Origin of the sequence: Tropicimonas sp. IMCC34043, from assembly GCF_003390845.1 — a bacterium.
Taxonomy (GTDB): Bacteria; Pseudomonadota; Alphaproteobacteria; order Rhodobacterales; family Rhodobacteraceae; genus Tropicimonas.
On record NZ_QMEK01000005.1, the window covers coordinates 262,820 to 288,019 of the forward strand.

Annotated in this window: 22 protein-coding genes and 4 pseudogenes; 12 read left to right on the forward strand and 14 right to left on the reverse strand. The window is 64.1% G+C overall.

Features of this window, described 5'->3' with window-relative positions; all coding sequences use genetic code 11:
- Position 1 precedes the first annotated feature (1 nt).
- From DQG17_RS17415 to DQG17_RS17465, 12 genes and pseudogenes are all read right to left on the reverse strand, one after another.
- Positions 2-337 (reverse strand): annotated as a pseudogene (locus tag DQG17_RS17415) (transposase); the annotation flags it as partial.
- A 14-nt stretch (positions 338-351) separates the two neighbouring features.
- A pseudogene (locus tag DQG17_RS22025) lies at positions 352-579 on the reverse strand (transposase); the annotation flags it as partial.
- 134 nt (positions 580-713) lie between these two features.
- Positions 714-1,781: a phosphoribosyltransferase gene (locus tag DQG17_RS17420; protein WP_157973648.1), complete on the reverse strand. Its 1,068-nt coding sequence runs from the start codon at positions 1,779-1,781 to the stop codon at positions 714-716.
- Positions 1,782-2,057: 276 nt separating this feature from the next.
- Positions 2,058-4,109, reverse strand: coding sequence for a glycosyltransferase family 2 protein (locus DQG17_RS17425; protein ID WP_116134149.1), 2,052 nt, complete (start codon positions 4,107-4,109; stop codon positions 2,058-2,060).
- A gap of 3 nt (positions 4,110-4,112) precedes the next feature.
- Entirely contained in the window at positions 4,113-5,417 is a 1,305-nt protein-coding gene (locus DQG17_RS17430) for a hypothetical protein (protein WP_116134150.1), read from the reverse strand.
- A gap of 343 nt (positions 5,418-5,760) precedes the next feature.
- A pseudogene (locus tag DQG17_RS17435) lies at positions 5,761-6,091 on the reverse strand (transposase); the annotation flags it as partial.
- Positions 6,092-6,200: 109 nt separating this feature from the next.
- Positions 6,201-6,353 (reverse strand): annotated as a pseudogene (locus DQG17_RS17440) (IS1380 family transposase); the annotation flags it as partial.
- A 142-nt stretch (positions 6,354-6,495) separates the two neighbouring features.
- Positions 6,496-9,084: a glycosyltransferase gene (locus DQG17_RS17445; protein ID WP_157973649.1), complete on the reverse strand. Its 2,589-nt coding sequence runs from the start codon at positions 9,082-9,084 to the stop codon at positions 6,496-6,498.
- A gap of 224 nt (positions 9,085-9,308) precedes the next feature.
- Entirely contained in the window at positions 9,309-10,244 is a 936-nt protein-coding gene (locus tag DQG17_RS17450) for a PfkB family carbohydrate kinase (RefSeq protein WP_116134152.1), read from the reverse strand.
- Entirely contained in the window at positions 10,241-11,248 is a 1,008-nt protein-coding gene (locus tag DQG17_RS17455) for an ADP-ribosylglycohydrolase family protein (RefSeq protein ID WP_116134153.1), read from the reverse strand. Before DQG17_RS17455 ends, DQG17_RS17450 begins: the two co-directional genes overlap by 4 nt.
- 105 nt (positions 11,249-11,353) lie before the next feature.
- Positions 11,354-11,566 (reverse strand): DUF3329 domain-containing protein, encoded by a 213-nt coding sequence (locus DQG17_RS21875; RefSeq protein ID WP_198666173.1) that lies wholly within the window; start codon positions 11,564-11,566, stop codon positions 11,354-11,356.
- A gap of 130 nt (positions 11,567-11,696) precedes the next feature.
- The gene (locus DQG17_RS17465; protein ID WP_116134154.1) at positions 11,697-12,506 is read right to left on the reverse strand and encodes a response regulator; all 810 of its coding nucleotides are present in this window, start codon (positions 12,504-12,506) and stop codon (positions 11,697-11,699) included.
- A 127-nt stretch (positions 12,507-12,633) separates the two neighbouring features.
- On the opposite strand from DQG17_RS17465, the gene DQG17_RS17470 reads away from it, so the two are divergent.
- Genes DQG17_RS17470 through DQG17_RS17480 form a run of 3 tightly spaced genes read left to right on the forward strand, consistent with a single transcriptional unit; the run spans position 12,634 to position 15,160 of the window.
- On the forward strand, positions 12,634-12,828 hold the full coding sequence (locus DQG17_RS17470; protein WP_116134155.1) for a NepR family anti-sigma factor: 195 nt from the start codon (positions 12,634-12,636) through the stop codon (positions 12,826-12,828).
- The gene (locus tag DQG17_RS17475; protein WP_116134156.1) at positions 12,825-13,382 is read left to right on the forward strand and encodes an RNA polymerase sigma factor; all 558 of its coding nucleotides are present in this window, start codon (positions 12,825-12,827) and stop codon (positions 13,380-13,382) included. The genes DQG17_RS17470 and DQG17_RS17475 overlap by 4 nt, the downstream gene beginning before the upstream one ends.
- The gene (locus DQG17_RS17480) at positions 13,379-15,160 is read left to right on the forward strand and encodes a sensor histidine kinase (protein WP_232829485.1); all 1,782 of its coding nucleotides are present in this window, start codon (positions 13,379-13,381) and stop codon (positions 15,158-15,160) included. The genes DQG17_RS17475 and DQG17_RS17480 overlap by 4 nt, the downstream gene beginning before the upstream one ends.
- 36 nt (positions 15,161-15,196) lie before the next feature.
- Here the strand turns inward: DQG17_RS17480 and DQG17_RS17485 are convergent, their stop codons facing one another.
- Positions 15,197-16,234: an AI-2E family transporter gene (locus DQG17_RS17485; protein WP_116134157.1), complete on the reverse strand. Its 1,038-nt coding sequence runs from the start codon at positions 16,232-16,234 to the stop codon at positions 15,197-15,199.
- 164 nt (positions 16,235-16,398) lie between these two features.
- Here DQG17_RS17485 and DQG17_RS17490 point away from each other — a divergent pair, with 164 nt between their 5' ends.
- The 9 genes from DQG17_RS17490 to DQG17_RS17530 all read left to right on the forward strand — a co-directional run bounded on the left by DQG17_RS17490 (position 16,399) and on the right by DQG17_RS17530 (position 24,625).
- The gene (locus DQG17_RS17490) at positions 16,399-17,367 is read left to right on the forward strand and encodes an ABC transporter substrate-binding protein (protein ID WP_116134158.1); all 969 of its coding nucleotides are present in this window, start codon (positions 16,399-16,401) and stop codon (positions 17,365-17,367) included.
- Positions 17,348-18,130, forward strand: coding sequence for an ABC transporter permease (locus tag DQG17_RS17495; RefSeq protein WP_369908073.1), 783 nt, complete (start codon positions 17,348-17,350; stop codon positions 18,128-18,130). The genes DQG17_RS17490 and DQG17_RS17495 overlap by 20 nt, the downstream gene beginning before the upstream one ends.
- The gene (locus DQG17_RS17500) at positions 18,127-18,744 is read left to right on the forward strand and encodes an ABC transporter ATP-binding protein (RefSeq protein ID WP_116134160.1); all 618 of its coding nucleotides are present in this window, start codon (positions 18,127-18,129) and stop codon (positions 18,742-18,744) included. Before DQG17_RS17495 ends, DQG17_RS17500 begins: the two co-directional genes overlap by 4 nt.
- A 255-nt stretch (positions 18,745-18,999) precedes the next feature.
- Positions 19,000-20,007 carry a LacI family DNA-binding transcriptional regulator gene (locus DQG17_RS17505; protein ID WP_116134161.1) on the forward strand — a complete coding sequence of 336 codons (1,008 nt, stop codon included), beginning with the start codon at positions 19,000-19,002 and terminating at the stop codon, positions 20,005-20,007.
- Between the two features lie 29 nt (positions 20,008-20,036).
- Positions 20,037-20,969, forward strand: coding sequence for a substrate-binding domain-containing protein (locus tag DQG17_RS17510; protein WP_116134162.1), 933 nt, complete (start codon positions 20,037-20,039; stop codon positions 20,967-20,969).
- Positions 20,970-20,980: 11 nt separating this feature from the next.
- A complete protein-coding gene (locus tag DQG17_RS17515; protein ID WP_232829486.1) occupies positions 20,981-21,769 on the forward strand; it encodes an ATP-binding cassette domain-containing protein in 789 nt (262 codons plus the stop codon).
- Positions 21,769-22,770: an ABC transporter permease gene (locus DQG17_RS17520; protein ID WP_116134163.1), complete on the forward strand. Its 1,002-nt coding sequence runs from the start codon at positions 21,769-21,771 to the stop codon at positions 22,768-22,770. Before DQG17_RS17515 ends, DQG17_RS17520 begins: the two co-directional genes overlap by 1 nt.
- Positions 22,767-23,834 carry a phosphotriesterase gene (locus tag DQG17_RS17525; RefSeq protein ID WP_116134164.1) on the forward strand — a complete coding sequence of 356 codons (1,068 nt, stop codon included), beginning with the start codon at positions 22,767-22,769 and terminating at the stop codon, positions 23,832-23,834. The genes DQG17_RS17520 and DQG17_RS17525 overlap by 4 nt, the downstream gene beginning before the upstream one ends.
- A gap of 23 nt (positions 23,835-23,857) precedes the next feature.
- Positions 23,858-24,625 carry a glutamine amidotransferase gene (locus DQG17_RS17530; RefSeq protein WP_116134165.1) on the forward strand — a complete coding sequence of 256 codons (768 nt, stop codon included), beginning with the start codon at positions 23,858-23,860 and terminating at the stop codon, positions 24,623-24,625.
- A gap of 9 nt (positions 24,626-24,634) precedes the next feature.
- Here the strand turns inward: DQG17_RS17530 and DQG17_RS17535 are convergent.
- A partial coding sequence (locus DQG17_RS17535; protein WP_232829487.1) for a PfkB family carbohydrate kinase occupies positions 24,635-25,200 on the reverse strand: 566 nt, incomplete at its 5' end.

Here is a 25,200-nt window from a genome sequence, read left to right on the forward strand (position 1 = left end):
AGGCGAGGACACCCTCCTCGGCGGTGCCCGTGAGCCTAGCCAGCTTCGGGAGCTTGCTGCGCATCTGGTCCGCCACGCGCCGCCAGCGGGCCTTCGCCGCCACATGGTCGGGCCGGGCGAAGTCGGTGGCTTATGAAGGCCAGGACCACCCGGCGGCTGTTCTTGCCGGCATGGGCGAGAGCATTGCGCCGGAAGCGGACCCGGCAGCGCTGTCAGGTCGTGGACAGACCCCGAGCGGTGGTGGCCTTGGCGCCCCCTCATGCGCATCGCTTACGAGCTTCACGCCGCCGGGCCCAGGGCGGACGAGGTCACGCAGGAGCTCGGTCCAGTAGTCCTCGGACCAATGTTGAACAATGGCTCGCTCCTCTCGGCCATGTCGCTGGGAATGCCCGCCCGCTTGCCGCAGTCGACCTCAGCCTTTCAGACCCAGCCGTTCAGCGTGTTCGCCGATCGGCCGATCTTCGCGGCGATCGACGTGATCCCCTGTCAGCGAGAGCCATGTTGGCCTTCACCGTCCAGAACCATCCGCACAGCGCGTTCGCGGCCTTCAGGGGAGAACTTGTTCGCGGTCTTGCTCAGGATGCTCCATCCTATTCAGGAGTTGGAGCCTCCGGCAATCCCGGGGCGGTTCAGAATGGGTGGCCGGATGTTCCGGAATACGCACCGCGGCGGCTCTGCTCTGAAATGGTCTCTATCAGGGCGTCACCGGGCGACTATTTCCCACGCCTGCGAAAGATACTCTTGCCGAAGGTTCGGATATCTCTGAAGGAGGGAATCGACTTAACTGCAGGTAAATCCTGTTCGGCCAGCGACTTGTTGTGAAGCTGAAGCATCAGTGCACGGTTCTGACGCCGAAGTTCTTGGATCGTCGCAGTCGTTTCCAGGTTGTTGACGCCACCCTGCGCCTCGACATCCGAAAGATGCTCGGCGCCGTACAGCAACATGTCATTCGCGGTGCAAATGACCGGCTTGTCGCTGCGCTTAGCGATCTCCCGTGCCTGCTTCCAGTTGCTTTCCACGAACAGCACTTCGCTTCGCGACTTGTAGATCTCGGCCTTGAATGGTGCGTGCGCCTTCAGACGGCGCCGCTCGGCCGCGGTGGGCAGATCGAGCATGATCAGCTCGCCGTATTGAATCTCGTTCCGGGCCAGCCAATCTTCCGTCTCCGCCCGATATTTCTCGAGCCGCGACGTGACAATCCCGCTAATCCTCCGCTTCGGACAGGCTAGTATCTGTGCCGTCGCAATGAATTTCAGGTATTCTTCACCATCATCGTTCTGCTCGTCAGTCGGGTCAACGCAAAGCACCCCGTCAAGGTCGAATAACGCATGTTCGGCAATAACGTGGTTGCGATAGTTCCACTGAAAGAACCGCGGTTGATCAACATATGCAAGGACGATATCGGTGACGTCCTCATGCATCCCAGGCCGGATCCCATAAACGGCGCAGTAAACAAAATCGTGCTCCGCTCCGAAATGACTCAAGCGGGATCTTACTGTCCGGAACTCACGACCGGAGTTGACGGAGTCGTCGACGATCAGCACGCGCATCTTTTCAGGTCCGACAGCCGAGTGCTGGCGGCGCTCGCCCGAACGCGGGCTGTAGCGGAACAGAAAGGAGTCGAGATCGATGAACTCGCGGTTCAGGAACGTCGCAATCATCATCGCCGGGATTAGCCCCGATTTTGGAACTCCGACAACAATATCGACAGGGGGAAGGCTGGCAAGTCCCGCTGCAACGTCGCGCGCTAGATCCCCATAGGTCTTGTAGTTAAACGGCACTTACGCCTCCATTTCGGGGATCGTGGGCGAAAACGTTGGATTTTTGGGCGCGATAGGAGGGATTGCCGAATATACATCTGCCAAGGAAATCCATGCACTCTCTCTCGCCGCAGGCCCCCTGCCATCGCGAGCCTCACCGGCAGTAATAGTATCCAGCTTCCGGCGGAGCAAGCGGCGCCAGTCCGACAGGACTGGGCCTCTCTGCCTCCGGCCGCAACAAGGCAGAGACCCGGCGCGACGCCAGCCGCGCCCGGGGTGGGCAAAACGACAGATCCGTCAGTGCCGCATGTACTTGAAAATAGAGGCGATACCCACGAGATCGCTGGCCGGCACATCGCCCTTTTCGCCCGAACCCCGCACCAGACGGTTGCGCAAGATAGCGCTATATTCCAAGTGCTTGTCACGGCCGGCGGTAATACTGTTTCCGAACGCAATACTCTCGCTGCGATCTCGCACATGGTAGTTGGCAAGGTAGTCGGGCAAGACTGCTATGTCCGTGCGGCTAAGCACCTTGAGGTTGAAGTCCCAGTCGCCCAGCACCGGAAGTGTCGGATCGAATCCCCCGACCTCGTCGTAGATATCCCTGCGGAACAGGAAGCTGATCGGTGGGAACGAGTTCGAGATCGCATGCTCCGCAAGATAGATTATCTCGAGGTTGGGGTTGTAGGGCCTAACCTCGTGGGCTTCTATTCCATCCGGATGCACGCTTTCGGAAACCAGCATGCTGCGCGAAACAACGCCGCCGTATTTCTGGCCAGGTGCGCTTTCCAGAAATTTCACCGTCTCCGCCAGAAAATCGTGGTGCCAAGTGTCGTCGTCATCATGAATGACGATGAACTTTGAATCGCAGGCTCCGACGGCAAGATTCGATGCCGCCTCCATGCCCCGATTGGCCACCCCGTCCACCACTACAATCTTGCTGTGTTCGACGTTGGCGACGCGGATTGCTTCCAGCACATCTTCTATCGGACCGCCGTCACACACCACCACATGGACATAGTTCCGGAACGTCTGCTGGGATACACTTTCCAGCGCCCGGCGCAGCATCATCGGGCGATCCATTGTCCTGGTTATAACCGCGACGGCGGGGCGGGTGGCAGTGTTCAGTGCCGATGTGTCCGGTTCCGGCGCGGCCTTCGGGAATGTGGATTTCTGAACAGAGCGCGCCATGCCGGGCTCGTATTCCAGCGCGATCTGCCCCTGCGTCCAAAGTGCGCGGCTCAGCCGCTCGTCAGCACTCGAAAGCTCGTCGGGACCGTAAAGCACAGGAACCTGGAACCGCCGACCAAAATCCGCGCTGCGCGCCGAGTTGAGGAAAAGCGCTGCGGTCTCACGATCCGGGGTCAGAATGCGTTCGAACAGTCTTGCCCACGCCGCTTCGGCACGCCGGGCGATTTCCCACGGGTCCTTTGGCCCAGTTTCGAGATAAACAATCACGCCCGCGAAAAGCGGGTCGCTGCGCCACGCCTGTCGGGCCCTCTCGCAGGCTGCCGCACCGGGAACCACGACACGTCCATTGGTGCCGCTCTCATAGCATTCAATGCTTGGTGCATCAGGCTCGAACAGAATCTCGATCAGATGCCGGAATGCGACTGCTGCGGTCCGCGGCTTTGCCGGGTCCACATAGTCGCTCTGGAAAGCGAGGCCTAGCGCTTGCCGCCAAACACTGCGATCAGTTTCGCCCGAGCCGATCAGCCCGAAATAGGCGCCCCACCAGTCCACGTCGGAAATCGCCTTCGTCAACAGACGCTGGCTGGTAGCCTGCCAGCCCGTATCGACGATCAGGGCGGTTTCCCGGCCACCCAGCAAACGGGCAAGCTCCATTTCGAACAAATCTGACTGCGTCTCAAGATGCTTGATCAGGTCGCCCGAATTGGAATTGCGCAGTAACTCGCCTATCCTGTGCTTCGACTTCGGCTGATAGAATGCGCCGGAATCGAGGTCACGAATTAGGTGTTCCTGTCCCATAATACACTGGGCAGCGATATCTGCCGGAGTATTGCAGAATTCGCTTTCGAGCATCTTGGTCGCAAGTTCAGGCGCCCGCTTCCAGATGCCTTTGGCAATCATCAACCGAGAAACCCAGAAATCTTCCCATTCCTCTGGAAGGGCTTGCCCCTTCGAGCCAACGAAGACTTCGAGCGCCTGACGAATCCTTACACCAGCTCGTGCCGAAAAGAGAATTTTCGCGTCGCGCTGCCGATCGAAATAAAGGGCGTTTTCCCAGAGGTTTTGCAGAAATTCTGCGACCGCCGGCCCAAGATCATCGTGTCCAAAGGCATAAAGGGCCTCATCGCTCCCACTGCGGCGGTCGTCCGAGATATTCATTTCTTACACTTTTGCCCAGCTTCTGATGTCGACACCTGCATTCCGACTTCTTTCTATCGACCTTTGCAGCGACTTTTCCCGGGACCGAACGAGGTTCTGCGAGACCGGCAAATGGCCCACCGCCCAACCGGCTTCTCTAGGGTTGCGAACGTCGGAAACAAAGGAATCCCCGATGTGCAGAAAATCCTCGGGCCGCAGGCCCATTTCTGCTTCGATCTCCGCAAATATTAGCCCCGAACGCTTGCTTACAATCGTATCGGCGCTGCTGAAGACCTTATTGATCTTCAAAAAGCCTTCAGGATCGACCCGGGTGCAGATGTCGTTGATGACCGCGGCCGGAAGATACATGTCGCTAAGGCCAATGATGCTCATTCCGGCGTCCACCGCGGCGGCCATGACCGGGCGGAGCAAGGGATTTGGGCGCAACACCGTCGATTCATAGGCGATTTCATATTCTATCAGCTGCGCAGCAACCGTAGAGTCTCCGCCTAGCGCACCTGCGACGACCGCTGCGACGTCCTCGATCGTTCCTTCGCCAGCCCCGTTCCGTCGTGGCCGACAACGATAGGTCGTCTGCATCGCCGACTTGCGCAAAAGAGTCAGTCCCTCGGGAGAAATGCTCTCGACCAGATCACCGAGACCGTTCTGCGCTAATTGCTTGAGAATGAACTCCGAAAGCTGAAAGTACCGATCCGCCTCCGCATCTCCGTTTCGCAGAAGAAACGTGTCGAAGATGTCCAGTGACAGACATTTCTTGCCAGCACATGCATCAATGTATTGCGTCGAAACCCGCGGGGCATTGTCTTGCAGCCAGCCGATACGGTCTTCGGCCGCGTCATAGTCTGAGGGTAGCGCGGCGAGGCGCAACTTGATTGGATCTTCTTCGCCCGCGCCAATATCGATGCGCCCGCAGGCCTCCAATGCCAGCACGACAGGAACCTGCGCGGTCTCTGAGTGCATCTTGTGCGAACCGCCATCAAACAAGTTCAATCGCTCTGCAGATGCAGACACGGAATGATGGGCGGGAGCGGACGCTACATGGGTAGCGGTGCCGGACCCCGACGAAAGGATTTTCTCGAGCTTCTTGCTGCGACGCCGGCTCAGCCAAACGAGTCCCAGAAATGCCGATTTGGCGAATTTGGCCTTCTTCTCTTGGGATACTCCGGGAAGCTTCATTGCCGCACTAAGCAAAAGAACTTCGAATATCGATTTCTTCTTTAAATGGCGCGACAGGCTAGACGCATCGATGCCGGTTCGGTAGGACCTGATGCTGCGCACCAGTTCATTTGTCGTTTTGTCATGCTTCATGCACTGCACCAGCCGGCTTATTCTTCTGCCACTTCGGACCTTATCCAGTACGACAGGATGGTTGTCCATAACCAATTCGTCTGACCGGAACAACGGTTTCAGGCTGTTTTTTTGAGGATCTGCGGGGTGCGGAGGCCACCATTCCGGCGTCGTTGATCTGACTATAGCGGGGCACGGTTGTGAGACAGCGCGTTGCGCTGGTCATGCCTCCCTTTTTGAGATACTTGGCGGCTTCGGTTCCAAGTGAACCGCCCCGGGTTTGCCGGTGGCTGACTACGGGATGATGTCCGGAGAGGTGGTGTAGCTCACAGCGGACCTCGCGCTCGAAAGCGGGCTGGGCTGGTCAGTCGCTCTGCGCTGCAGGCAGGCTGATAGAGAGATCACCGCAGACGGGTGCGAGCGTTTTCAACGTCATGTATCTGGCACGCTGGACCCTCTATTCCTTGGTCGGCTCCATCAGGATCGCGCCGGCGAAGCGCCGGATCGAAGCCGCGTTGGGAAAGATCCCGACGACGTCTGTTCGCCGCTTGATCTCGCCGTTCAGAGGCGCTCGACCGAGTGGGTGCTGCGCAGTTTGGCGCGAGGCTGGGCTGGGAACGTCATGCAGGCGAGGACCTCCTCCTCGGCGGTGTGTCCATGAGCGTGGCCAGCTTCAGGAGCTTGCCGCGCATCTGTCCGTCACGAGCAGCACCACCTCTCTGGACATCATTCGGGCGCGTCACTGGATTGAGGGCCCCCCTGCTCGCCGTCAGCCCTGTGGACATCTCCATTTCACAGAACTCAGCGCTCCAGCATTCCGAACTGGCTAAACAAGAAGTTCGGCTGATAGCACACGCCGTCGAAGTGCCCGTTCCAGGCTGTGTCCTTCTGCTCGCTATGGGTGGGACTGACCGAGCTGTCCCTCTCCAACACGGTATACTTCCGGCCCTTGCAGTCTTTTCAGGGGAGCAAGTCAACCTGCCCCAGGGTCCCGCCGCTCCGGGGCTCCCAGACCTCGCTTCACGAGGCGGCAGATCTTCGAAGCAGCTCGCAGCGCACCAATCTCGCCGCTAGCGTCGGCATGTTCCGCACCGCGCTTTCAGCCCGCACGCGACGGCGCTGAAAGGAACCGTTCGAGATTCCGCCCGACCCGTTCCGGCGAGCAGTTTCTGTCGAGAAAGTCGAAGCCGCGTCGGGCCTGTTCCCGGTACTTCCCTACGTCGTTTGCGAATTCGTGGATCAGATCCGCGACCCCCTCGGGCGCACTGTAAAGCGCGGCGTCTCCGAAGATCTCGCGCTGTTCGGGATCGATGATCACGACCACCCCGCGCGCCATGGCTTCCATAGTATTGCGGCCGAACTCCTCGATATAGTCGGGGTGCAGGAAGTTGACGAAGAAATCCAGCGACTCGAGGAACTCCTCGACATCGAGCGTGTCGAAGGCATGGACCTGCCAGTTCCTGGGCTTCTTGCCCAGCAGTTCCAGCGCGCGCCCGGCACCGCCTAGGAAGCGAACCTCGATATCGCCGCGGTTGACGCAATAGGCCGTCGCGATCTTGTCGACGGTTTCGGGCCATTTCGTCCAGTGGTCCCGCGAATGCCGGCCGATCACGATCTTCCGACCGGGCAGGCTCGCCAACGACTTCGGGCTTGCCGAAATTCCCGTGTCGAGGGGGGGATACCAGATCTCGGGGTTGATCGGATCGTACCCGCCGAGCGAGTCGAGGATGCGGACAACGCGCGGCGAGATCGCGGTCCAGGTCGGCTCACGGCCGAACATGGCCCTGCAGGCGGCCTTGACGGCCGTCGGGTCATAAAGGTGCGGCGCCTCTGACCACAGTTGCATCGGCGACTGGTTCACCAGCACGGTCAGGTGATCGCAGGCGATCTCGGGCACCGCGTCGATCGGATAGCGCAGGATCGGCGGATGGTGGACGATGCAGAGCCGGGTCGTCACCTTGTCCTCGGGCACCAGAAGGTCGATGCCGTCGTTGGCCGTCAGATCGAGGTAGTCGGGCGATATATCCTTCAGACGCAGGTCCCAGCGCGGATAATGATAGAGCCCGACGCGCAGGCCCATCTCCATGGCCACCGACAGGTATCCCTGATTGCAGCGCCGTGTGCCGCCGAGCAGCGTCAGATCGCTGACGAAGACGAGGTCATAGTCGCAGTTTCGCGGCCAGGTCTTTGGCGCGATGATCTGCGGGATCGGGAACGGCTGCTTGACGCTGCGCCGGTCCATGATCAGCGGCGCATCGGCCGCGATCTGTTTCTGGTGCCAATGGCCGGCCTGCAGCGCATAGCTGCGCCGCACCCCGAAATTCACGCTGGCAAGGCTTGTCGTGGCGCTGTGGGTCAGCGAGTTTTCGCGGCAAAGCTGGAACGTCAGGGGGGCCACGACATCGACGGGTTTCACGGCCTGCCTGCCGTGAACCGCCCGCACCCGCTGGACCAGTTCGTCGTCGCCGTTCACCGTCACATCGTCCCAGCCGCCAAGCGACAGCAGCATGTCGCGCCGCATCATGAAGGACGGATAGGACACCCGGATCGCGTCCGGGTTGGGGCGGGTTGGAAGGATCATGTAGTACATGTCCTCGGTCACGCGCGCCGAATGGGCGAAGACCCCGCGCAGGGTCTCGTCGCCAAGGAAATGCCGCGTCTGGGTGGCGATCAGTTCGGGATGGGACCAGTCATCGCTGTCATGGACCGTGACAAGATCGCCCCTGGCCAAGCGCAGCGCGCGGTTGCGCGTGACATAGGCGCCGAGGTTCGCCTCGTTGCGCGTGGCGCGGATCCGGCCGTCCGCTGCGGCATGGCGCTGCACGATCTCCCAGGTATTGTCGGTGCTGGCGTCGTCGACGATCACCAGCTCGATGTTCGTCCAGGATTGTCCGAGGATGCTTCGCAGGGCAAAGTCGAGTTCCGCCGCCGCGTTATAGACCGGCATCAGGACCGAAACTTTCGGCCCCTCGACTGACGCGGGAGCGCGTGGGATGGCGAGGTTGGCGATGTGAAAGCCCCGGTCGGCATCGCGAAAGCCCAGCTCGACCAGTCCGTTGGCGCGGTAGAGCGTGTTCAGCAGATCCAGCCGTTCGGAATCGGCGCCGCCACCGCTGCGGGCGTGCAGCAGGTTGCTTTTCGCAACCGTCATGTGGGGGACCAGCGTGTCGTCGACCGGTTCGTCCAGAAGCGTCGCGGCCGCGTCCAGACGCCCGCTGCGGACAAGCAGATCGGCATAGATTATCCTCGGGCGCTTCGCCTTGACGACTTTGGAGTTGCAGCGCAGCGCCGCCTCCATGGCCTTGAGCGCGGCCGAGGTCTCGCCTTTCGCCGCGTGCCAGCGCGCCAGCTCATACCCGGCGCTGACTCGGAACGGGCTGGTCTCGTCCTCCTTCAGAAGGAACTTTTCCAGTTCGACGGAGGTGATATTGCCGAAACCGGACCAGAGCTTTGTACGCAGATCATAGAACCGGCGTTCGGACGAGATCCCGGGCTGCCCGCGTTTCCCGGACGTGCGTGGCTGCGTCACATCCTGCGGCCTGCGCGCCTTGTCGCGATTGCGCCTTATTGCCTTGATCGCCAGATAGGAGACCGACACGGGGAACGTCAGCACCGCAACAATGGCGATCAGGATCTTCCTGTTGCGCTGCGTCCTTTTCCGAAGCTGCTTGCGGGATGCTGCATCCATTCCGATCGTTCGGGCGGGCGTGTTCATTCGTGCCATATCGTTTCGACCAAGCCCCTGGGTCCGGTGTTGATGCCCGCAAACTGCCCCGGAAGGCTTCGCGCTCGGATCTTCGGCTGGCAGTGGTCTCCCGGTCGCGTTCCCCGGCACAACCCTCGGATTTTTGCCCATTCGGCGCAAGTGCCAAGCGGCCGATGTTCAGGCAGGCAATCCCGTTGCGACGCAGATTATGGCATGCGCGGCCATGTGTCGGTTCCCTGCGCCAGCAAGGCCAGCACGCCCGCCTCTGGCGGCGCGGTCGACGGCCCCTTGACCGTCGTCGAAAGGGCCGCCGCCACATTCGCGTAGCGCGCGGCATGGAGCGCATCGCCGGTGGCGTCGAGCCGGGCGAGGAAGCTGCCGATATGGGTGTCGCCGGCACCGTTGGTGTCGATGGCCCGAACCTCGAAGGGCGGTATTTGCGTGACCCGGCCTCCGGTGGCCAGCCAGCAGCCGCGCGCGCCATCGCGCAGGATGGCGCCGTCGCGGCCCCTGGCCAGGTCTGCGACCGCTTCGTCCAGATCCGTTCGGCCGGTCAGATGCCGGGCCTCGCTGGCGTTGGCGCTGATCCAGGTGGCGCGGGCCAGAACCGGGCGCAGCAGATCGGCGGGCAGTTCGGCCACCAGCGGCGAGGGGTCGAAGACCAGCGGCGGCAGTGCCGCGGTGCGGTCGATCCAGCCCGAAATCGCTGCATTCATCCCGTCGTAGTGCAGCGAATAGCCCGAAACCAGTGTCCAGCCGAAATCCCGCACCGAGATCGCGGCAAGATCGGCAGCGGTCATGTGGCCCTCGGCGTTGGGGGCCGCGACAAAGCTGCGCTCGCCCGAGGGTTCGATAAGAACGGTGCAGCAGCCGTTGTCGCGCACCGGGTCGCGCGGCCGGGCAAGCCCGATCCCTTCGCTGGCAAACCCAGCCATGACCAGTTCCGAAAACGGGCCGGTGCCGACACCGCCGCCGCACATCGCCGCCATCCCGGCCCGCCGCGCCGCCACCATGGCGTTGAAACCGCCGCCGGGCGCCATGGCAAAGCCCGTGACCACCGCCTCTTCGCCCGACCGCGGCAGGGCCGCAACCTCATAGAGCAGGTCGATGACCGGACCCGTCATCTGCAAGAGCGCGCTCATCGGCCCTGTCCCGCCGTCGTTCGCAACGCCAGCAACCCGGCTGCCGGCCCGTCGAGGTCGGCCGGATTGGCGGCGCGCAGCGTCGCAACCTTTTCGGGTGGCAGTGACGCGGCGCCAGAGCAGGCGCCGCAGATCGCCCCGGCGATGGCGCCGATGGTGTCGGTATCATCGCCGAGATTGGCCGCCATGCAGGCGGCGGCCCAGGCATCACCTTTTGCGGCCCGCACCACGGCGAAGGCTGCGGGCACCGACTGATGGCTGGCGACCGATGTGCCGATCTGCGCTGCGATCTGATCGGGTCCGCAACAGCCACCGATTTCAATCGCCGCCGCGATCCGTTCGGGCATGTCATCCACACCGGCCGGAAAACCCTTTGCCTGACCCAGACGCGCGGCGGCGAGCGCCACGGGCACGGCCGCCTGCCAGTCGGCCCCGTCAATGCCGCAGCTGATCATGGCCGCAACGGCCGCGGCACCGGCGATGGCCTCGCCGGTGTTGTGGGTGACGCGGCAGGTCTCGACCACCCGGGCGAGCAGTGCCGCGGGGTCCGCTGCGCTGACGGCGATCCCCACCGGGGCAATCCGCATCGCGGCCCCATTCGTCGTCCCCGTCCGGCCGGTTTCGGCCAGCGGCACGCCGTCGAGCAGCGCGGTCAGCGCGGCCTTGGTCGAGGGGCCGAGCAGATCGCGCAGGCCCCGCGCCTTCACGTCGGCCTCCCACCCCAGCAGATCGCGCGCCCAGGCCGCGGCATCGAATGTCCCGGGCGTCGCCAGCAGCCGCTCTGCCAACAGCAGCGCCTGTTCGGTATCGTCGGTGATCTGGGCCGCGGTCAGCCCGTGCGACACCGGGTGACCCGGAAACGGCGCGACAAAATCGGCAATTACGCCATAGCGCGCCCGGATCTCCTCTCGCGGCAGGGTCTGGCCGGGCATCCCCAGCGCGTCCCCCATGGCGAGCCCCAGCAAAGCGCCACGCGCCCGGTCGAGCGGCTGAACGTCCGTCATCGGTGCGCGGCTCCCAGTTCAGGCGGGGCCGGGTCAGGTTCGTGCATTACAATAGCTTCGGTGGGAAACATTCTGATTGGAAGGTGAACCCCGGCACGGCGCGCCTCAGGTTTCAGCGTCATCGCCTGGCTCTTCCGGCTTGCCCGGATCAAAGGTGACGAACAGCCCCCAGATCGAAACGCCGGCGATGGCAAGAACGATGATCGCCCAGACCATCTCGCCAAACAGGATCTCGACGAGACCCCAGCCAAGCGTGACCGCAACGATCAGGATACGGATCCAGAGCGGCCGGTAGAACGGGTGCGAAAAGTCGAACATGGGCTCCGGCATATATCAGGAGAAAGGGCAGACAGGGGCGCCAAGGCGTCCCTGCCGGGGGGATGATCCTCCAACGGGGCGGGCGATGCAATGGCAGCCCTTGCGTCCTGCCCGCGGATCGCGCCCCGGCTCAGGCCTTCAGCGTTTCGGTCGAGGCAAAGAACATCGCCTGACTGACCGCGCTGATCACCTGATCGGGCATGTAGGGCTTGGCAATCAGGAAGGCGGGCTCGGGGCGTTCGCCGGTCAGCAGCCGCTCGGGGAAGGCCGTGATGAAGATCACCGGAACGTCGATGTCCTGAAGGATCCGGTTGACGGCGTCGATGCCGCTGGAGTTGTCGGCAAGCTGGATGTCGGCAAGGATCAGGTCCGGCCGGTCGCGGGCCGCCATCTCGACCGCGGTGTCGCGGGTCCGGGCAATCCCGGTCACGTCGTGGCCCATCAGCGCCACGATCCCTTCGAGGTCCATGGCGATGATCGCCTCGTCCTCGATGATCATCACCCGGCCCTGGACCGACTGCTGCATCTCGGCCCGGGCGAGGTCGACCAGCGTCTGCGCCTCGTCACCGGAGATCCCCATGATCACGCCGATCTCGTCGAGGCCAAATCCCTCGACCGTGTGCAGCAAGAGCGCCTCGCGGGTGTTCGGCGTCAGTCGCGCCAGATGCATCTGCGCCCGGGCGTGCAGGCCGGTCGCCTCTTCGGGCACCGGGGCGCCGGCGCTTGCCCAGATCGAATGGAACACCTTGAAAAGTCCGACCTTGCCACCTTGGCTCTGGTCGAAACAGCCCGGATCGGCCAGGATCGCCTCGAGCGTCGCCGCGGCATGGGCATCGCCGCCGTCCTGACTGCCGGTCAGGGCGCGTCCATAGCGCCGGAGATAGGGCAGAAACGGGCCAATGAGGTCGGACATGGTGCGGGGGCGGGACAGATCTGTCATGATTTCTCCAGACGTGGGCATTTTCCATGGAACAAACGCCGCGCCCCGGGCGTTTGTTCCATGGAAAAGAGCGATGAACGATCGACGGATGTCGAGCAACAATATGGCCTTGAGGTAAAAATCGGCAATGCCCCTACGGAAGAAAGCTCTGCGAACACAGATTGACGAGAACCTCAGGCTGATTTTCGAGGAGGATGCCCGAGCGGAACTGCCAGATCGCCTGCTCTCGCTGCTTGACCGACTTGACGCCGTCGAATTGCCGCCGGTGGCGCCGATCACCGACGCCGAGCCGAACGATGACACAGGGGGAAGCTCTTCGTGAGGCGAGAAGATGCCAAGGCCGAACTGGTCGGCCACATGAAGGTCCTCAGGGCCTTCGCCATGAGCCTTACACGCAATTCCGCCGCGGCCGACGATCTGGTCCAGGATACGGTGTTGAAGGCCTGGGCCGGCATGGACGGGTTCCAGCAGGGATCGAACATGCGGGCCTGGCTGTTCACGATCCTGCGTAACACCTTCTATTCCAACCGCCGCAAAGCCGCACGTGAATCCGAGGATGTCGACGGCATACTGGCGGGGCGGCTGGCAGAGAAGCCTGCCCATGACGGACGGCTGCAACTGAAGGATTTCCGGATTGCCTTCGATACCCTGCCGCCCGAACAGCGCGAGGTGCTGATGCTGGTCGGTGCATTGCAGCATTCCTATGAGGATGCGGCCGAGATGTGCGGCGTCAAGGTGGGCACGATCAAGAGCCGTCTGGCGCGCGGGCGCGAGGCGCTGGCGCAGGCGATGGGGCTCGACGAGAACGGGCCGCTGGAGTTGACCGATGCGGCAACCCGCGCTGTGGTTTCGGCCAACGGCGGACAGATGGGGTGACCACCGGTTCGGACACGGCGCCGTCGCTGGCGCCTGCACTGCGCGCCGTGCGCAGCCTGTCGCTGCGGCTTGCCATGCTGCTGTCGATGGCGCTGCTGCCGCTGGGGCTGATCGCGGTCTGGCAGACCACGCGGCTTGAACGCGAATTGGGCGAACTCAACGCGCGCGATCTGGTCGCGCTGACCGCCGAGGTTGCCCGGCAAGAGCGCGAGACGATCGAGTCCGCGATTGGCGCGGCAACGGCCCTGTCGGCGGCTGTCGTCAACCTCGACGGCGAACCGGAGCGCTGCCGGAAAGTGTTCGAAAGTTTCCTCGACACAGCCGGCGGGCGGTTCACCTTCGCGGGCTTCCTGCCGGTCTCGGGGACGATGACCTGCTCGTCGCTCGGCAAGCCGGTTGATCTGCGGCAGAACAAGGCGTTTCACGAATTGATCGCGGATGGCGTCCAGACCGTATCGCTGAACACCCATGGGCCGTTCTCGGGACAGGCGGTGGTGGTGGCCAGTGTCCCGGTCCACGACCGGCAGGGCGCATTGTCCGGGTTCGTCTCGATCTCGATCCCGCATCGGCGGGTCAATTCGCCCTATGCCGAGATCATCGGCGGACGCGAGGTCGATCTGTTTACCATCAATAACAACGGCGAAGTTCTGACTGCCTCGGGCGATCTGGAAACTGCGGCGTCGCGGATGCCGGCGGACCGGCCGGCGAGTATGCTGATCGGCGGGCCGGACCGCTTCGTCGCCCGCAATGGCAACGGTCAACAGCGCGTCTTTTCGGTGGTGCCGATCGTCCATGATACCGTCTATGCGGTCGGCGCCTGGAAGCCCCTGCGTGGCATGACCGGCGGGCCGGTCGTGGCGTTCCTGCGCTCGCCGGCGATGTTTCCGCTGATAATGTGGCTGGCAAGCCTGGTGCTGATCTATATGGCTGTCGAGCGCCAGGTTGTGCGCCACGTCCGGGTTCTTGCCGGGCAGATGCGCCAGTTCGGACGGACGCGGGAACTGCCGTCTTCGGCGCCTGCCGGCCACATTCCCGACGAGATCGCGGTGATCGAACGCGAATTCGGCGCGCTCGCCTCGCAGCTGCTGCAAGACGAGGCGGAATTGATGGATGCAATGCGCGACAAGGACGTGCTGCTGAAAGAAGTGCATCACCGGGTGAAGAACAACCTTCAGCTGATCTCGTCCATCGTCAACATGCAGGCCCGGCGCACCGCCAACCCGTCGACCGCCGCGGCATTGGAAAACGTCAATCGCCGGGTGATCAGCATGGCCACGGTTCACCGCAGGCTGTATCAGGCCGAAAACCTCGGCCGGGTGCGTGCCGACGAGCTGCTGCACGATGTCATTGCGCCGCTTGCCGATCTGGCGGCCCCCGGGCGCCAGCGACCGCGGATCGAGCTGTCGCTCGATCCGGTGGTGCTCTACCCCGACCAGGCAGTGCCCGCGGCCCTGTTGTCGGTCGAGGCGGTGACCAATGCATTGAAATACCTTGGCCCCGACGCGTCGGGGGATTCCTGGCTGCGGGTACGGCTGAGGGATCTGGGCGATGGTTGCCTGACGCTTTCGGTGGAAAGTTCGATGACGCCGGGCGCGGCGCCCCAGCCGCCCGGCGAATCGAGCGAGGGCGGCGGGCTTGGCAGCCAGTTGATCCGCGCCTTCACCCGCCAGCTCGAGGCCGAAAGCGAAATCATCGAGGGCACCGACAGCTATCTGCTGCGCCTGACCTTCCAAGCCGCGGCCTTCGAACCGACGTCGGACACCACCGCCCCGACCTGACCGGCCGGGGTGGCGGAATGGCTCCCGCAGCCATCGCTACGCGAAATACTTCTGCGGCGACACGGCGGGCCGCTCAGTCAGCGCCAGCACCCACACGAGCAGCGGCAGCGCGACAACACCGCCCACAGCCCCCCAGAGCCAGAGCCAGGCGGTAAGCGTCAGGAACACCAGCAGCGGGTTGATCGACAGCGTCCGGCTGACCAGCGTCGGCGTGACGAACTGGCCCTCGATCATGTTGAGCGCCATGAAACACGCCACCGGCGCCAGCCCGAGGATCCCGTCGAACACGAGGACGCCCCCGATGGCGAGGGCAGCAGCATAGACCACCGGCCCGAGGTAGGGCACGAAGTTGATGACGCAGGCAAGCACCCCCCAAAGGACCGGATTCGGCATGCCGACGACCGTCAGGGCCAGAGTCACCAGCACACCAAGGCCCACATTGATCATCGCAATGGTCAGAAAATAGCGCGACACCAGACGTTCGGCCTCGAACAGCCGGTCGTTGCCGACCCCCGGCATGAGTTCGCCAAGCAGGCCATAGGCCTCGCCCCGGCCGAGCAGAAAGAAGAACAGCGTTCCGACGAAGATCATGGTCTGCCCGGCCAGCGCCGGCGCATAGCTGATGGCGTCGCCGACGTCGGGCAGCGCATCGGCGACCTTCGAGCCCTCGTTGCCGGCGGTCTGCGCCGCGTCCTTTCCGGCGTCGAGCGCCTCGGCCACGCTGTCGGCCACCTGTTCGACCCCGCGCAGCAGGTGGCGCAGGTTTTCGATGACTTCCTGCGCCTCGCGCCACAGATAGGGCGCACGCCGTACCAGATCCGAGACATAAGGCTCGAGGAACAGAACAAAGGTCGCGGCAACGGCTGCGGTGGCGAGCAGCCCCGACAGCGCGGCCAGCGCCGGCGGAACGCCTGCCGCTGCCAGCCGATCGGTCAATGGCGCCAGCAGCACGCCGACGACGAAGGCGAGCAGGATCGGCGCAAGCAGCCCCTGTGCAACCCGCAGTGCGGCGACTGTTGCCAGTGCCGCCAGCAGGATCACGGCCACCCGGACCGCGGTCTGGTCTGATTTCATGCATCACCTCCGCGTGGCGAACGCGCGGCGCAGGGTTCTGTTCCCCCGGAACCGCACGCCGCCCTCCGTCTGAGACCAAAGTGGGGATCCCTGCCCCGCCGCTCAGGGCCTAGGCTCTGGTTGTGCCGCGCTGGTCGCGCGGTGCCGCCAAGGGAGGATAACCGATGACACGACGCATCCTGCATGCGGCGGCGCTGTGGCTCTGCGCCGCGACCGCCCCCCATGCCGAGCCCGCCACGCTGCGCGCCGCGGTGCTCGAGACCGGCACGGTGAACTGGGAACTCGAGACGATCCGCGCAGGCGGGCTCGACGCCGCCAACGGTTTCACGCTGGAGGTTCAGGGACTGGCGGGCAACCCGGCCACCCGCATTGCCTTTCAGGCGGGCGAGGCCGATTTCATGGTCGCTGACTGGATCTGGGTCGCGCGCCAGCGCGCCGCCGGCCGCGACTATGTCTTCCTTCCCTATTCCAAGGCCGTGGGCGCGCTGCTGGTCGCCAACGACGACCCGGCATTGACCCTTGCCGACATGGCCGGCCGCAAGATCGGCATCGCCGGCGGACCGGTCGACAAAAGCTGGCTGATCCTGCGCGCCTATGCCCGGCAGGAATATGGCATGGACCTTGCGGCCGAGACCGAACAGGTGTTTGGCGCCCCGCCGCTGATCTTCAATGCAGCCCTCGGTGGCGAGCTCGATGGCGCCATCAACTTCTGGCACTTCGCCGCCAAGATGGAGGCCCGCGGGATGCGCCCGCTGATCACCGTCTCTGACGCGGCGCTTGCGTTGGGCCTCGACCCGGACCTGCCGCTGCTTGGCTATGTCTTTCATGGCGAGATGGTGCGCGATCACCCCGATCTGGTGGCGGGCTTTGCCGCCGCCTCGCGCGCCGCCAAGGAAAGAATGGTGTCCGACCCTGCGGTCTGGGAGCATCTGCGCCCGATGATGCGGGTCAAGACCGATGCGGATTTCGCGGCGCTGAAGGCCGGCTATGTCGCCGGCATCCCCGCCCCGGGTCCGATTGACCCCGACTCCGCAAGCCGGGTGCTGCAGGTCATGGCGGACCTTGGCGGGCCAGAGCTGGTGGGCGATGCCAGCGAACTGCCGGAGGGGGTCTTTGTCCAGCCGCTCAACTAACCCCGCAGGCGCCGCCTCCGGGCTCTGGCTCGGCCGCATCGGCTCGCTCGGTCTGATGCTGGCGGGCTGGGCATTGGCGGCGCGGCTGCTTGACGATCCGCTGACGCTGCCCTCGCCCGGCTCGGTCGCGGGATTCATGGTTCGCGAATGGGCCAGCGGCGCCCTGCCCCATAATCTGCTCGCGACGCTCGGCCGGGTTGCGGCCTCCTTCGCGCTGGCGATGTCGGCGGGACTCGCGCTCGGGCTTGCCATGGGCCGGCACCGGCGGCTCGATTCCTGGCTCGACAACCTGCTGATCGTGCTGCTGAACCTGCCGGCACTGGTGACCATCGTGCTGTGCTATATCTGGATCGGGCTGAACGAGACCGCCGCGATCACCGCCGTGGCGCTGAACAAGATCCCGATGGTCACGGTGATGATCCGCGAAGGCGCGCGTGCGCTCGACCCGCAGCTCGATGCGCTGGTCCGTATCCACCGTCCCTCCCGGATTGTCGTGCTGCGCGACGTGCTGCTGCCCCAGCTTGCGCCCCAGATCGCGGCGGCCGGCCGGGCCGGGCTGGCCCTGATCTGGAAGATCGTTCTGGTGGTCGAATTCCTCGGCCGCTCTGACGGGGTCGGCTTTCAGATCCACCTCGGGTTCGAGATGTTCGACGTGCGCCAGATCCTTGGCTATGCGCTGTCCTTCGTCGCGGTGATGCTGCTGATCGAGGCGGCTGTCCTGCGGCCATGGGAGTTGCGCGCCAACCACTGGCGGCTGGCATGATCCGGCTTGCGATCCGCGGAAAGTCTCATGGCGGGCGCCGGATCCTCGGGCCGATCGACCTGAGCGTGGCGCGGGGCGAGACGGTGGCGTTGATGGGGCCGTCGGGCGTGGGCAAGTCCACGCTGCTTGCAATCGCCGCCGGGCTCGACACCGATGTAGAGGGCACGGTCGAATGCCAGGGCAGGCTTGCCGTGGTGTTTCAGGAACCTGCGTTGCTGAAATGGCGGCGGGCGGTGCAGAACATCACCCTGATGACCGGCGCCTCGGACGCCCGCGCCCGGGCGTTGATGGAGGAAATGGGGCTTGCCGGTCTGGAACGCAGCTTTCCCGGCCAGATGTCGCTTGGCCAGCAACGACGGCTCTCTATCGCACGGGCGCTTGCCGCCGAGCCCGAGGTGCTGCTGCTCGACGAACCCTTCGCCTCGCTCGACCCCGATCGGGTGGGCGACATCGCCGCCCGGGTGCGCCACGCGGCGCGCACCCGGGCCATCGCCTGCCTGTTGGTGACCCACGACCGCGCCGAGGCAGCGCTGCTTGCCGACCGCATCCTGCGGCTTGAGGGCAGCCCTGCCCGGCTGTGCCCCGATCCGCCGCGGCTTGTCGCGAACAGCTGATCGAACGGCACCGGCCGGGGCGTGCTGGCCTGGAACCGGCCGGGCGACAACGAAGCTCTACTCCACTTTTCGCTGATCCGTTGACCCGGGCGCCGCAATTTTGGGCAACAGGTATCGCCTGACTCTCCGCCGGAACGTGCTTTCGCTGAAACGGAATGAAGAATCCCAACTGCGCTATTGCGGAACTGAAACTCTTCGCACACCGTATGTGAAGCGGTTTAGTAAACCGATTCACTGGCGTTTCCCGGGGCGAACATGGCGAATCTGAAGCACGTGGCGAAGGCGGCCGGGGTCTCGGTGACAACCGTATCCCGCTATCTCAATCGCTCGCTCGATCTGCCGGACGACACGGCAAACCGGATCAATGGCGCCATTCTTGCGCTGAATTATGTCCCGAACCCCCATGCTAGGCGTCTCAGCCTTGGACGAACCGACACAATCGGGCTGGTCGTGCCCGAGATCGCAACGCCGTTCTTTGCGACCTTTGTCGCCGCCGTCGAGGAAGAGGCCGACCGGCGCGGGTTGACCTTGGCGTTGCACGCGACCCTGAACCGGGCCGAGCGCGAAGTCCTTTATCTCGACGCACTGCGCCGCAACCACATGGACGGTTTGATCTTTGTGACCAACCACGCCGGCACCGATCCGTTGGCCGAGATCATCAACCAGAGCAGCAAGGTGGTGGTGGTGGACGAAGACGTCCCGGGCGCCAGGGTCCCCAAGCTGTTTTGCGACAACGAGGCGGGCGGCTATCTCGCCGGGCGCTGTCTGGCGCAGGCCGGGCACCGCCATGCGATGTTCGTCGGCAGCGACGACGCCATGATCAGCGGCGCGCGACGGTTTTCCGGCTTTCGTCGGGCCATGCAGGAAAACGGGTCCGACGTAACGATCGAACGTTTTTCGCGCGCCTATACCGTGGAATGCGGGCGCGAGGCCGGCCGGCATTTCCTGAACGCTGCCCCCCGCCCCACCGCGATCTTCGCCACCTCGGACGAGATTGTCGTCGGCCTGATCGAAGTTCTCCGGGATGCCGGAATTTCCATCCCCCGGGAGGTCTCTATCGTCGGATTCGACGATATCGGCCCCCTGCACCTGTTCGCACCGGCCGTGACAGCGGTGCGTCAACCGATCCGTCGGCTCGGCAAGCGAGCGCTCGAACTGTTGCTCGATACGGATGCGGCCACCGCAGAAAATCTCCCGCAAGAGGAGTTGCTGCCTGTCACCCTGATCGAACGCGACTCCGTGGCAGCGCCGTTCGGAACCTGAACCAGCCACTTCCAACAGAGAGACCTGACATGACCCCCCAGACCCTTACCCGCCGCAGCCTTGGTGTCTTGCTCGGAACCGGTATTATCGCCGCCGCGCTGCCCGCCCTGGCACAAGAGGCAAAGACCTTCGCCCTGATCCAGATCAACCAGGAAGCATTGTTCTTCAACGAAATGAACCGCGGCGCCCAGGCCGCGGCCGATGCCGCCGGTGTCAATCTGGTGATCTTCAACGCCAACAACGATCCCTCGGCCCAGAACAACGCCATCGAGACCTATATTCAGGAAGGTGTGGACGGCTTTGCTGTCGTCGCCATCGACGTGAACGGCATCATGCCGGCGGTCGAGCAGGCCGGTGCGGCGGGTATCCCGGTGGTCGCCATCGACGCCATCCTGCCCGAGGGCCCGCAAAAGGCCCAGATCGGGGTCGACAACGCGCAGGCCGGCGCCGATCTGGCTGCCTATTTCAATGCAAATGGCCAAGCCGGCAAGATGGGTGTCGTGGGTGCGCTGAACTCCTATATCCAGAACGTCCGCCTCGATGGTTTCAAGGACGCCCTCGATTCCGGTAAGGCAGAGGTCATCGGGATCGTCGATGGCCAGAACGTTCAGGACGTCGCCCTTGGTGCCGCCGAAAACCTGATGACCGCCAACCCGGACATGACGCTGGTCTATGCGACCGGCGAGCCGGCGATGGTGGGCTCCGTGGCCGCCGTGGTCAGCCAGGGCCGTCAGGCCGATGTGGCGCTTTACGGCTGGGACCTGACCGCGCAGGTGATCGATGGCATCGACGCGGGCTTCGTGAAGGCGGTGATCCAGCAGGACCCGGCCGGCATGGGCGCGGCTGCGGTCGACGCGCTGGCCACCCTCAGCGCAGGCGGCGAGGTCGACGCGACTATCTCGGTTCCGGTCGCAATCGTGACCAAGGACAATGTCGACGATTTCCGCCCGCTGTTCCAGTAAGGGGCAGTCTCGTGTCAGACGTGATCCAAACAGTGGAAGGGGCATCGCCCCTTCCTTCAGGAGCGGCCCGGCCGCCGCTCCTGAGCCTGCGCAACATTCACAAGACCTTCGGCTCGCATCAGGCGCTGCGCGGCGTCGATCTCGATATCCTGCCCGGTGAATGCCTCGGCCTGATCGGCGACAACGCCGCGGGCAAGTCCACCCTGTCGAAGGTCATTTCCGGGACCTACGTCCCCGACGAGGGCAGCATTGCCATCGATGGCAAACCCGCCCGCTATCACAGCCCGGCCGAGGCGCGGGATCTGCATATCGAGATGGTCTATCAGGATCTGAGCCTGTGCGATCATATCGACGTGGTGGGCAACCTCTTCCTCGGGCGAGAGCTGCGGCACGGCCCGTTTCTCGATCAGGCCCGGATGCTGTCCGAGGCCGAGAAGATGCTCGCCGCGCTGGAAATTCGCATTCCGCGCCTGACCGCCAAGGTCGAGAAGCTGTCGGGCGGCCAGCGGCAGGCCATCGCCATCGCCCGCGCGGCCAGTTTCGAGCCGCGCGTGTTGATCATGGACGAACCCACCTCGGCGCTTGCGGTGGCCGAAGTCGAGGCGGTGCTGGAACTGATAAACCGGGTGAAGGCCCGCGGCGTTGGCGTGGTGCTGGTCACCCACCGGATGCAGGATCTGTTCCGGGTCTGCGACCGGGTCGCCGTCATGTACGAGGGGGCCAAGGTGGCAGAACGACAGATCGGCGAAACGAACCTTCAGGACCTCGTGGACCTTATCGTCGGAAAGGGAGGCGCCTGATGGCCACCTATACCGAACGCCAGAAGGGCTCGGCGCTTGCCGATTTCGTCACCGATCACGCGCAGGTGCTATCCATCGCGCTGTTTTTCGCGGTTTGCGCGTTGTTCTTCGGCGTGATGACCACGACATTTCTGACCACCGGCAACATCCTGAACGTCCTGCGTCAGGCAGCCCCGATCCTCGTGGTCGCGGTCGCGATGACCCTCGTCATCACCACGGCAGGCATCGATCTGTCGGTGGGCTCGCAGGTGGCGCTTATCAACGCGCTGACCGCCATCACCATCGCCGCCGGTGTGCCCTGGCCCATCACCGTGGTGCTCATGCTGGTCATGGGCGCGATTGTCGGTGCCGCGCAGGGGTGGTTCGTGGCCTATCAGGGCATTCCGGCCTTCATCGTGACGCTCGCGGGCCTGTCGATCCTGCGCGGCGTGGCGCTCTTGCTGACCGAGGGCTATTCGATCCCGATCCGCGATGCGGCCGGGTTCTTCTGGATCGGGCGCGGCACGATTGCCGGCATGCCGGTGCCCGCAGTGCTGTCGATTATCGTGGCGATTCTGGGGTTTGTCGTGATGATGCGCACCCGGTACGGACGGCGGGTCGTCGCGGTCGGCTCGAACATGGAGGCGGCGCGGCGGGTCGGCATGCCCGCCAAGGCGATCCTCGCCTCGGTCTATGTCGTCTCGGGTGTGGCAAGCGCCATCGCCGGGATGCTGATTGCGGCGCGCCTCGGCTCCGGCTCCTCGAACTCCGGTCAGGGGTTCGAATTGCAGGTCATCGCGGCCGTGGTGCTGGGCGGGACCTCCCTGATGGGCGGCAAGGCGTCGATGCTGGGCACGGTGCTGGGCACGATGACCATCGCAGTCATCGGCAACGGGCTGATCCTGATGCATATCTCGCCCTTCTTCACCCAGATCGTCACCGGCACCATCATCCTCGTTGCCATCTGGATGAACACCCGCCTGTTCGGCCGGAACTGGAAATTCGGAAGGAAAGCGAAATGAGTACCGAACTGTCCGAGGCGCATGTCGGATCGGGCAAGGTCATGACGGTGGACGGGCCGATCCCGTCCGCCGCACTTGGCCACACGCTGATGCACGAACATCTGCAAAACGATTGCAGCTGCTGGTGGAACCCGCCGAAAGAGCCCGAGCGCCAGTATCTGGCCGAAGGCCCGGTGCGCATCGAAATCCTGTCCGAGCTGACGCAGGACCCCTTCGTCAACAAGCACAATATCGCGCTGGACGAGCTGGACCTGTGCATCGAGGAGGTGAAGAAATTCACCGATGTCGGCGGACAGACCATTGTCGATCCGACCTGCCGCGGGATCGGCCGCGACCCGATGAAACTGCGCCGGATCTCGGCTGAGACCGGGGTGCAGGTGGTGATGGGCGCGGGCTATTACCTGGCCAGTTCCATGCCCGACAGCGTGGCTGGCCTGAGTATTGACGACATCGCCGACGAGATCGTGGCCGAGGCGCTGACCGGCGTGGACGGCACCGACGCCCGGATCGGCCTGATCGGCGAAATCGGCGTCTCCTCGGATTTCACCGAACTCGAGGACCGCTCGCTGCGCGGTGCGGTGCGGGCGCAGGTGCGCACCGGCCTGCCGCTGATGGTGCATCTGCCGGGCTGGTTCCGGCTGGGCCACAAGGTGCTCGATATCGTCGAGCAAGAGGGCGGCAACCTGAACCACACCGTGCTCTGCCACATGAACCCCTCGCATATGGACCCGGACTATCAGTCCGGGATCGCAGCACGCGGGGCCTTTGTGGAATTCGACATGATCGGCATGAGCTATTTCTATGCCGACCAGCAGGTGCAATGCCCGTCGGATGACGAGGTGGCGCGGGCGATCGTCGGTCTGGCAGAGCGGGGCCATATGGACCGGCTTTTGCTGAGCCACGATGTCTTCATCAAGATGATGCTGACCCGTTACGGCGGCAATGGATACAGCTTTGTCACAAGGCATTTCCTGCCGCGCCTGAAACGCCACGGCATGAGCGATGCCGATCTTGAAACACTGATGGTGACGAACCCCCGCCGGGTGTTCGACGCCACGATCTGACACGACAAACAAAGGTAAGAGCAATGACCACGAAGGTACTGCTGGTTGGCGAAAGCTGGGTCACCTCGGAAACTCACTACAAGGGCTTCGACCAGTTCGGCAGCGTCCATTTCCACCTTGGCGCGAAGCCGCTGGTGGACGCCTTGAAGGGCACCGAGTTCGAGCTGGACTACATGACCGCGCATGAAGCTGCCGAAGGATTCCCCTTCGAGATGGAGGGGTTGAAGAAATACGACGTCATCCTGTTGTCCGATATCGGTGCGAACACCTTCCTGCTGCCGCCGGCTGTCTGGCAGCGTTCCGAAACGGTGCCGAACCGCCTGCGGCTGCTCAAGCAATGGGTCGAGGACGGCGGCAACCTGATGATGATCGGCGGCTATTTCTCGTTCCAGGGCATCGACGGTCGGGCACGCTGGCGCAAGACCCCGGTCGAGGACGTACTGCCGGTGACCTGCCACCCGTGGGATGATCGGGTGGAGGTGCCCGAAGGCGCCATGGCCGAGGTCCTGATCGCCGATCATCCGACCATGGCCGGGCTCGACGGTGCCTGGCCGCCGATCCTGGGGGTGAACGAGGTGGAGCCACGCGAGGGTGCCGAAATCGTGGCCCGGTTGCCCGTGGATCAGGGCGGTCACCCGCTGCTGGTGCTGGGAACCTTTGGCAAGGGGCGGACGGCCGCCTGGACCTCCGATATCGGCCCGCACTGGCTGTCGCCCTCGTTTTGCACCTGGGACGGCTATGCCAGATTGTGGAAGAACCTTCTGGGCTGGCTTGTCGCGCGGGATGCGTGAACGGGCGCCTCAGGGGGCCTTCAGGATCTCTCGCATCTCCTGCGGCGTGGGAAAGGCGCTGACGGTGCCCGGGCGCATCACCGTCAGCGCGGCGGCGGCGGCGGCATGGCGCAATGCCCGGGCATCGAGAGGCACGCCCCGCAGGCCCGCCGAGGCCAGCGCCACCCCGAGGAAACAATCGCCCGCGCCGGTGGTGTCGACGGGATCCGCCGGCACGGCCGCGACCTCGGTCGTTCCGGCGGCATCGACCAGCACAGCCCCCTGTGGTCCGCGCGTCAGCACGACCTGCGCGACACCCGCCTGCCGCAACCGCGCTGTGCCACCTGTCAACTCTGCCTCGCCGGCGTTCAGGAACACGATCTGCGCGAGGGGCAGCAAAGCGTCGAAATACGGCTGGAGCGGCGAGGGATTTATCGTGACGACAAGGCCAAGATCCCTTGCGCGCCGCACCAATGCCGCGGTCGTCTCGGCGCTGAGGTTGCCCTGCAGCACCAGCATGTCGCCGGGATGGCCCGCCTCGATGGCAGCACAAGCCACCTGCGGGGTCAGTGCGACGGCGGCGGCATTCGTCGTGA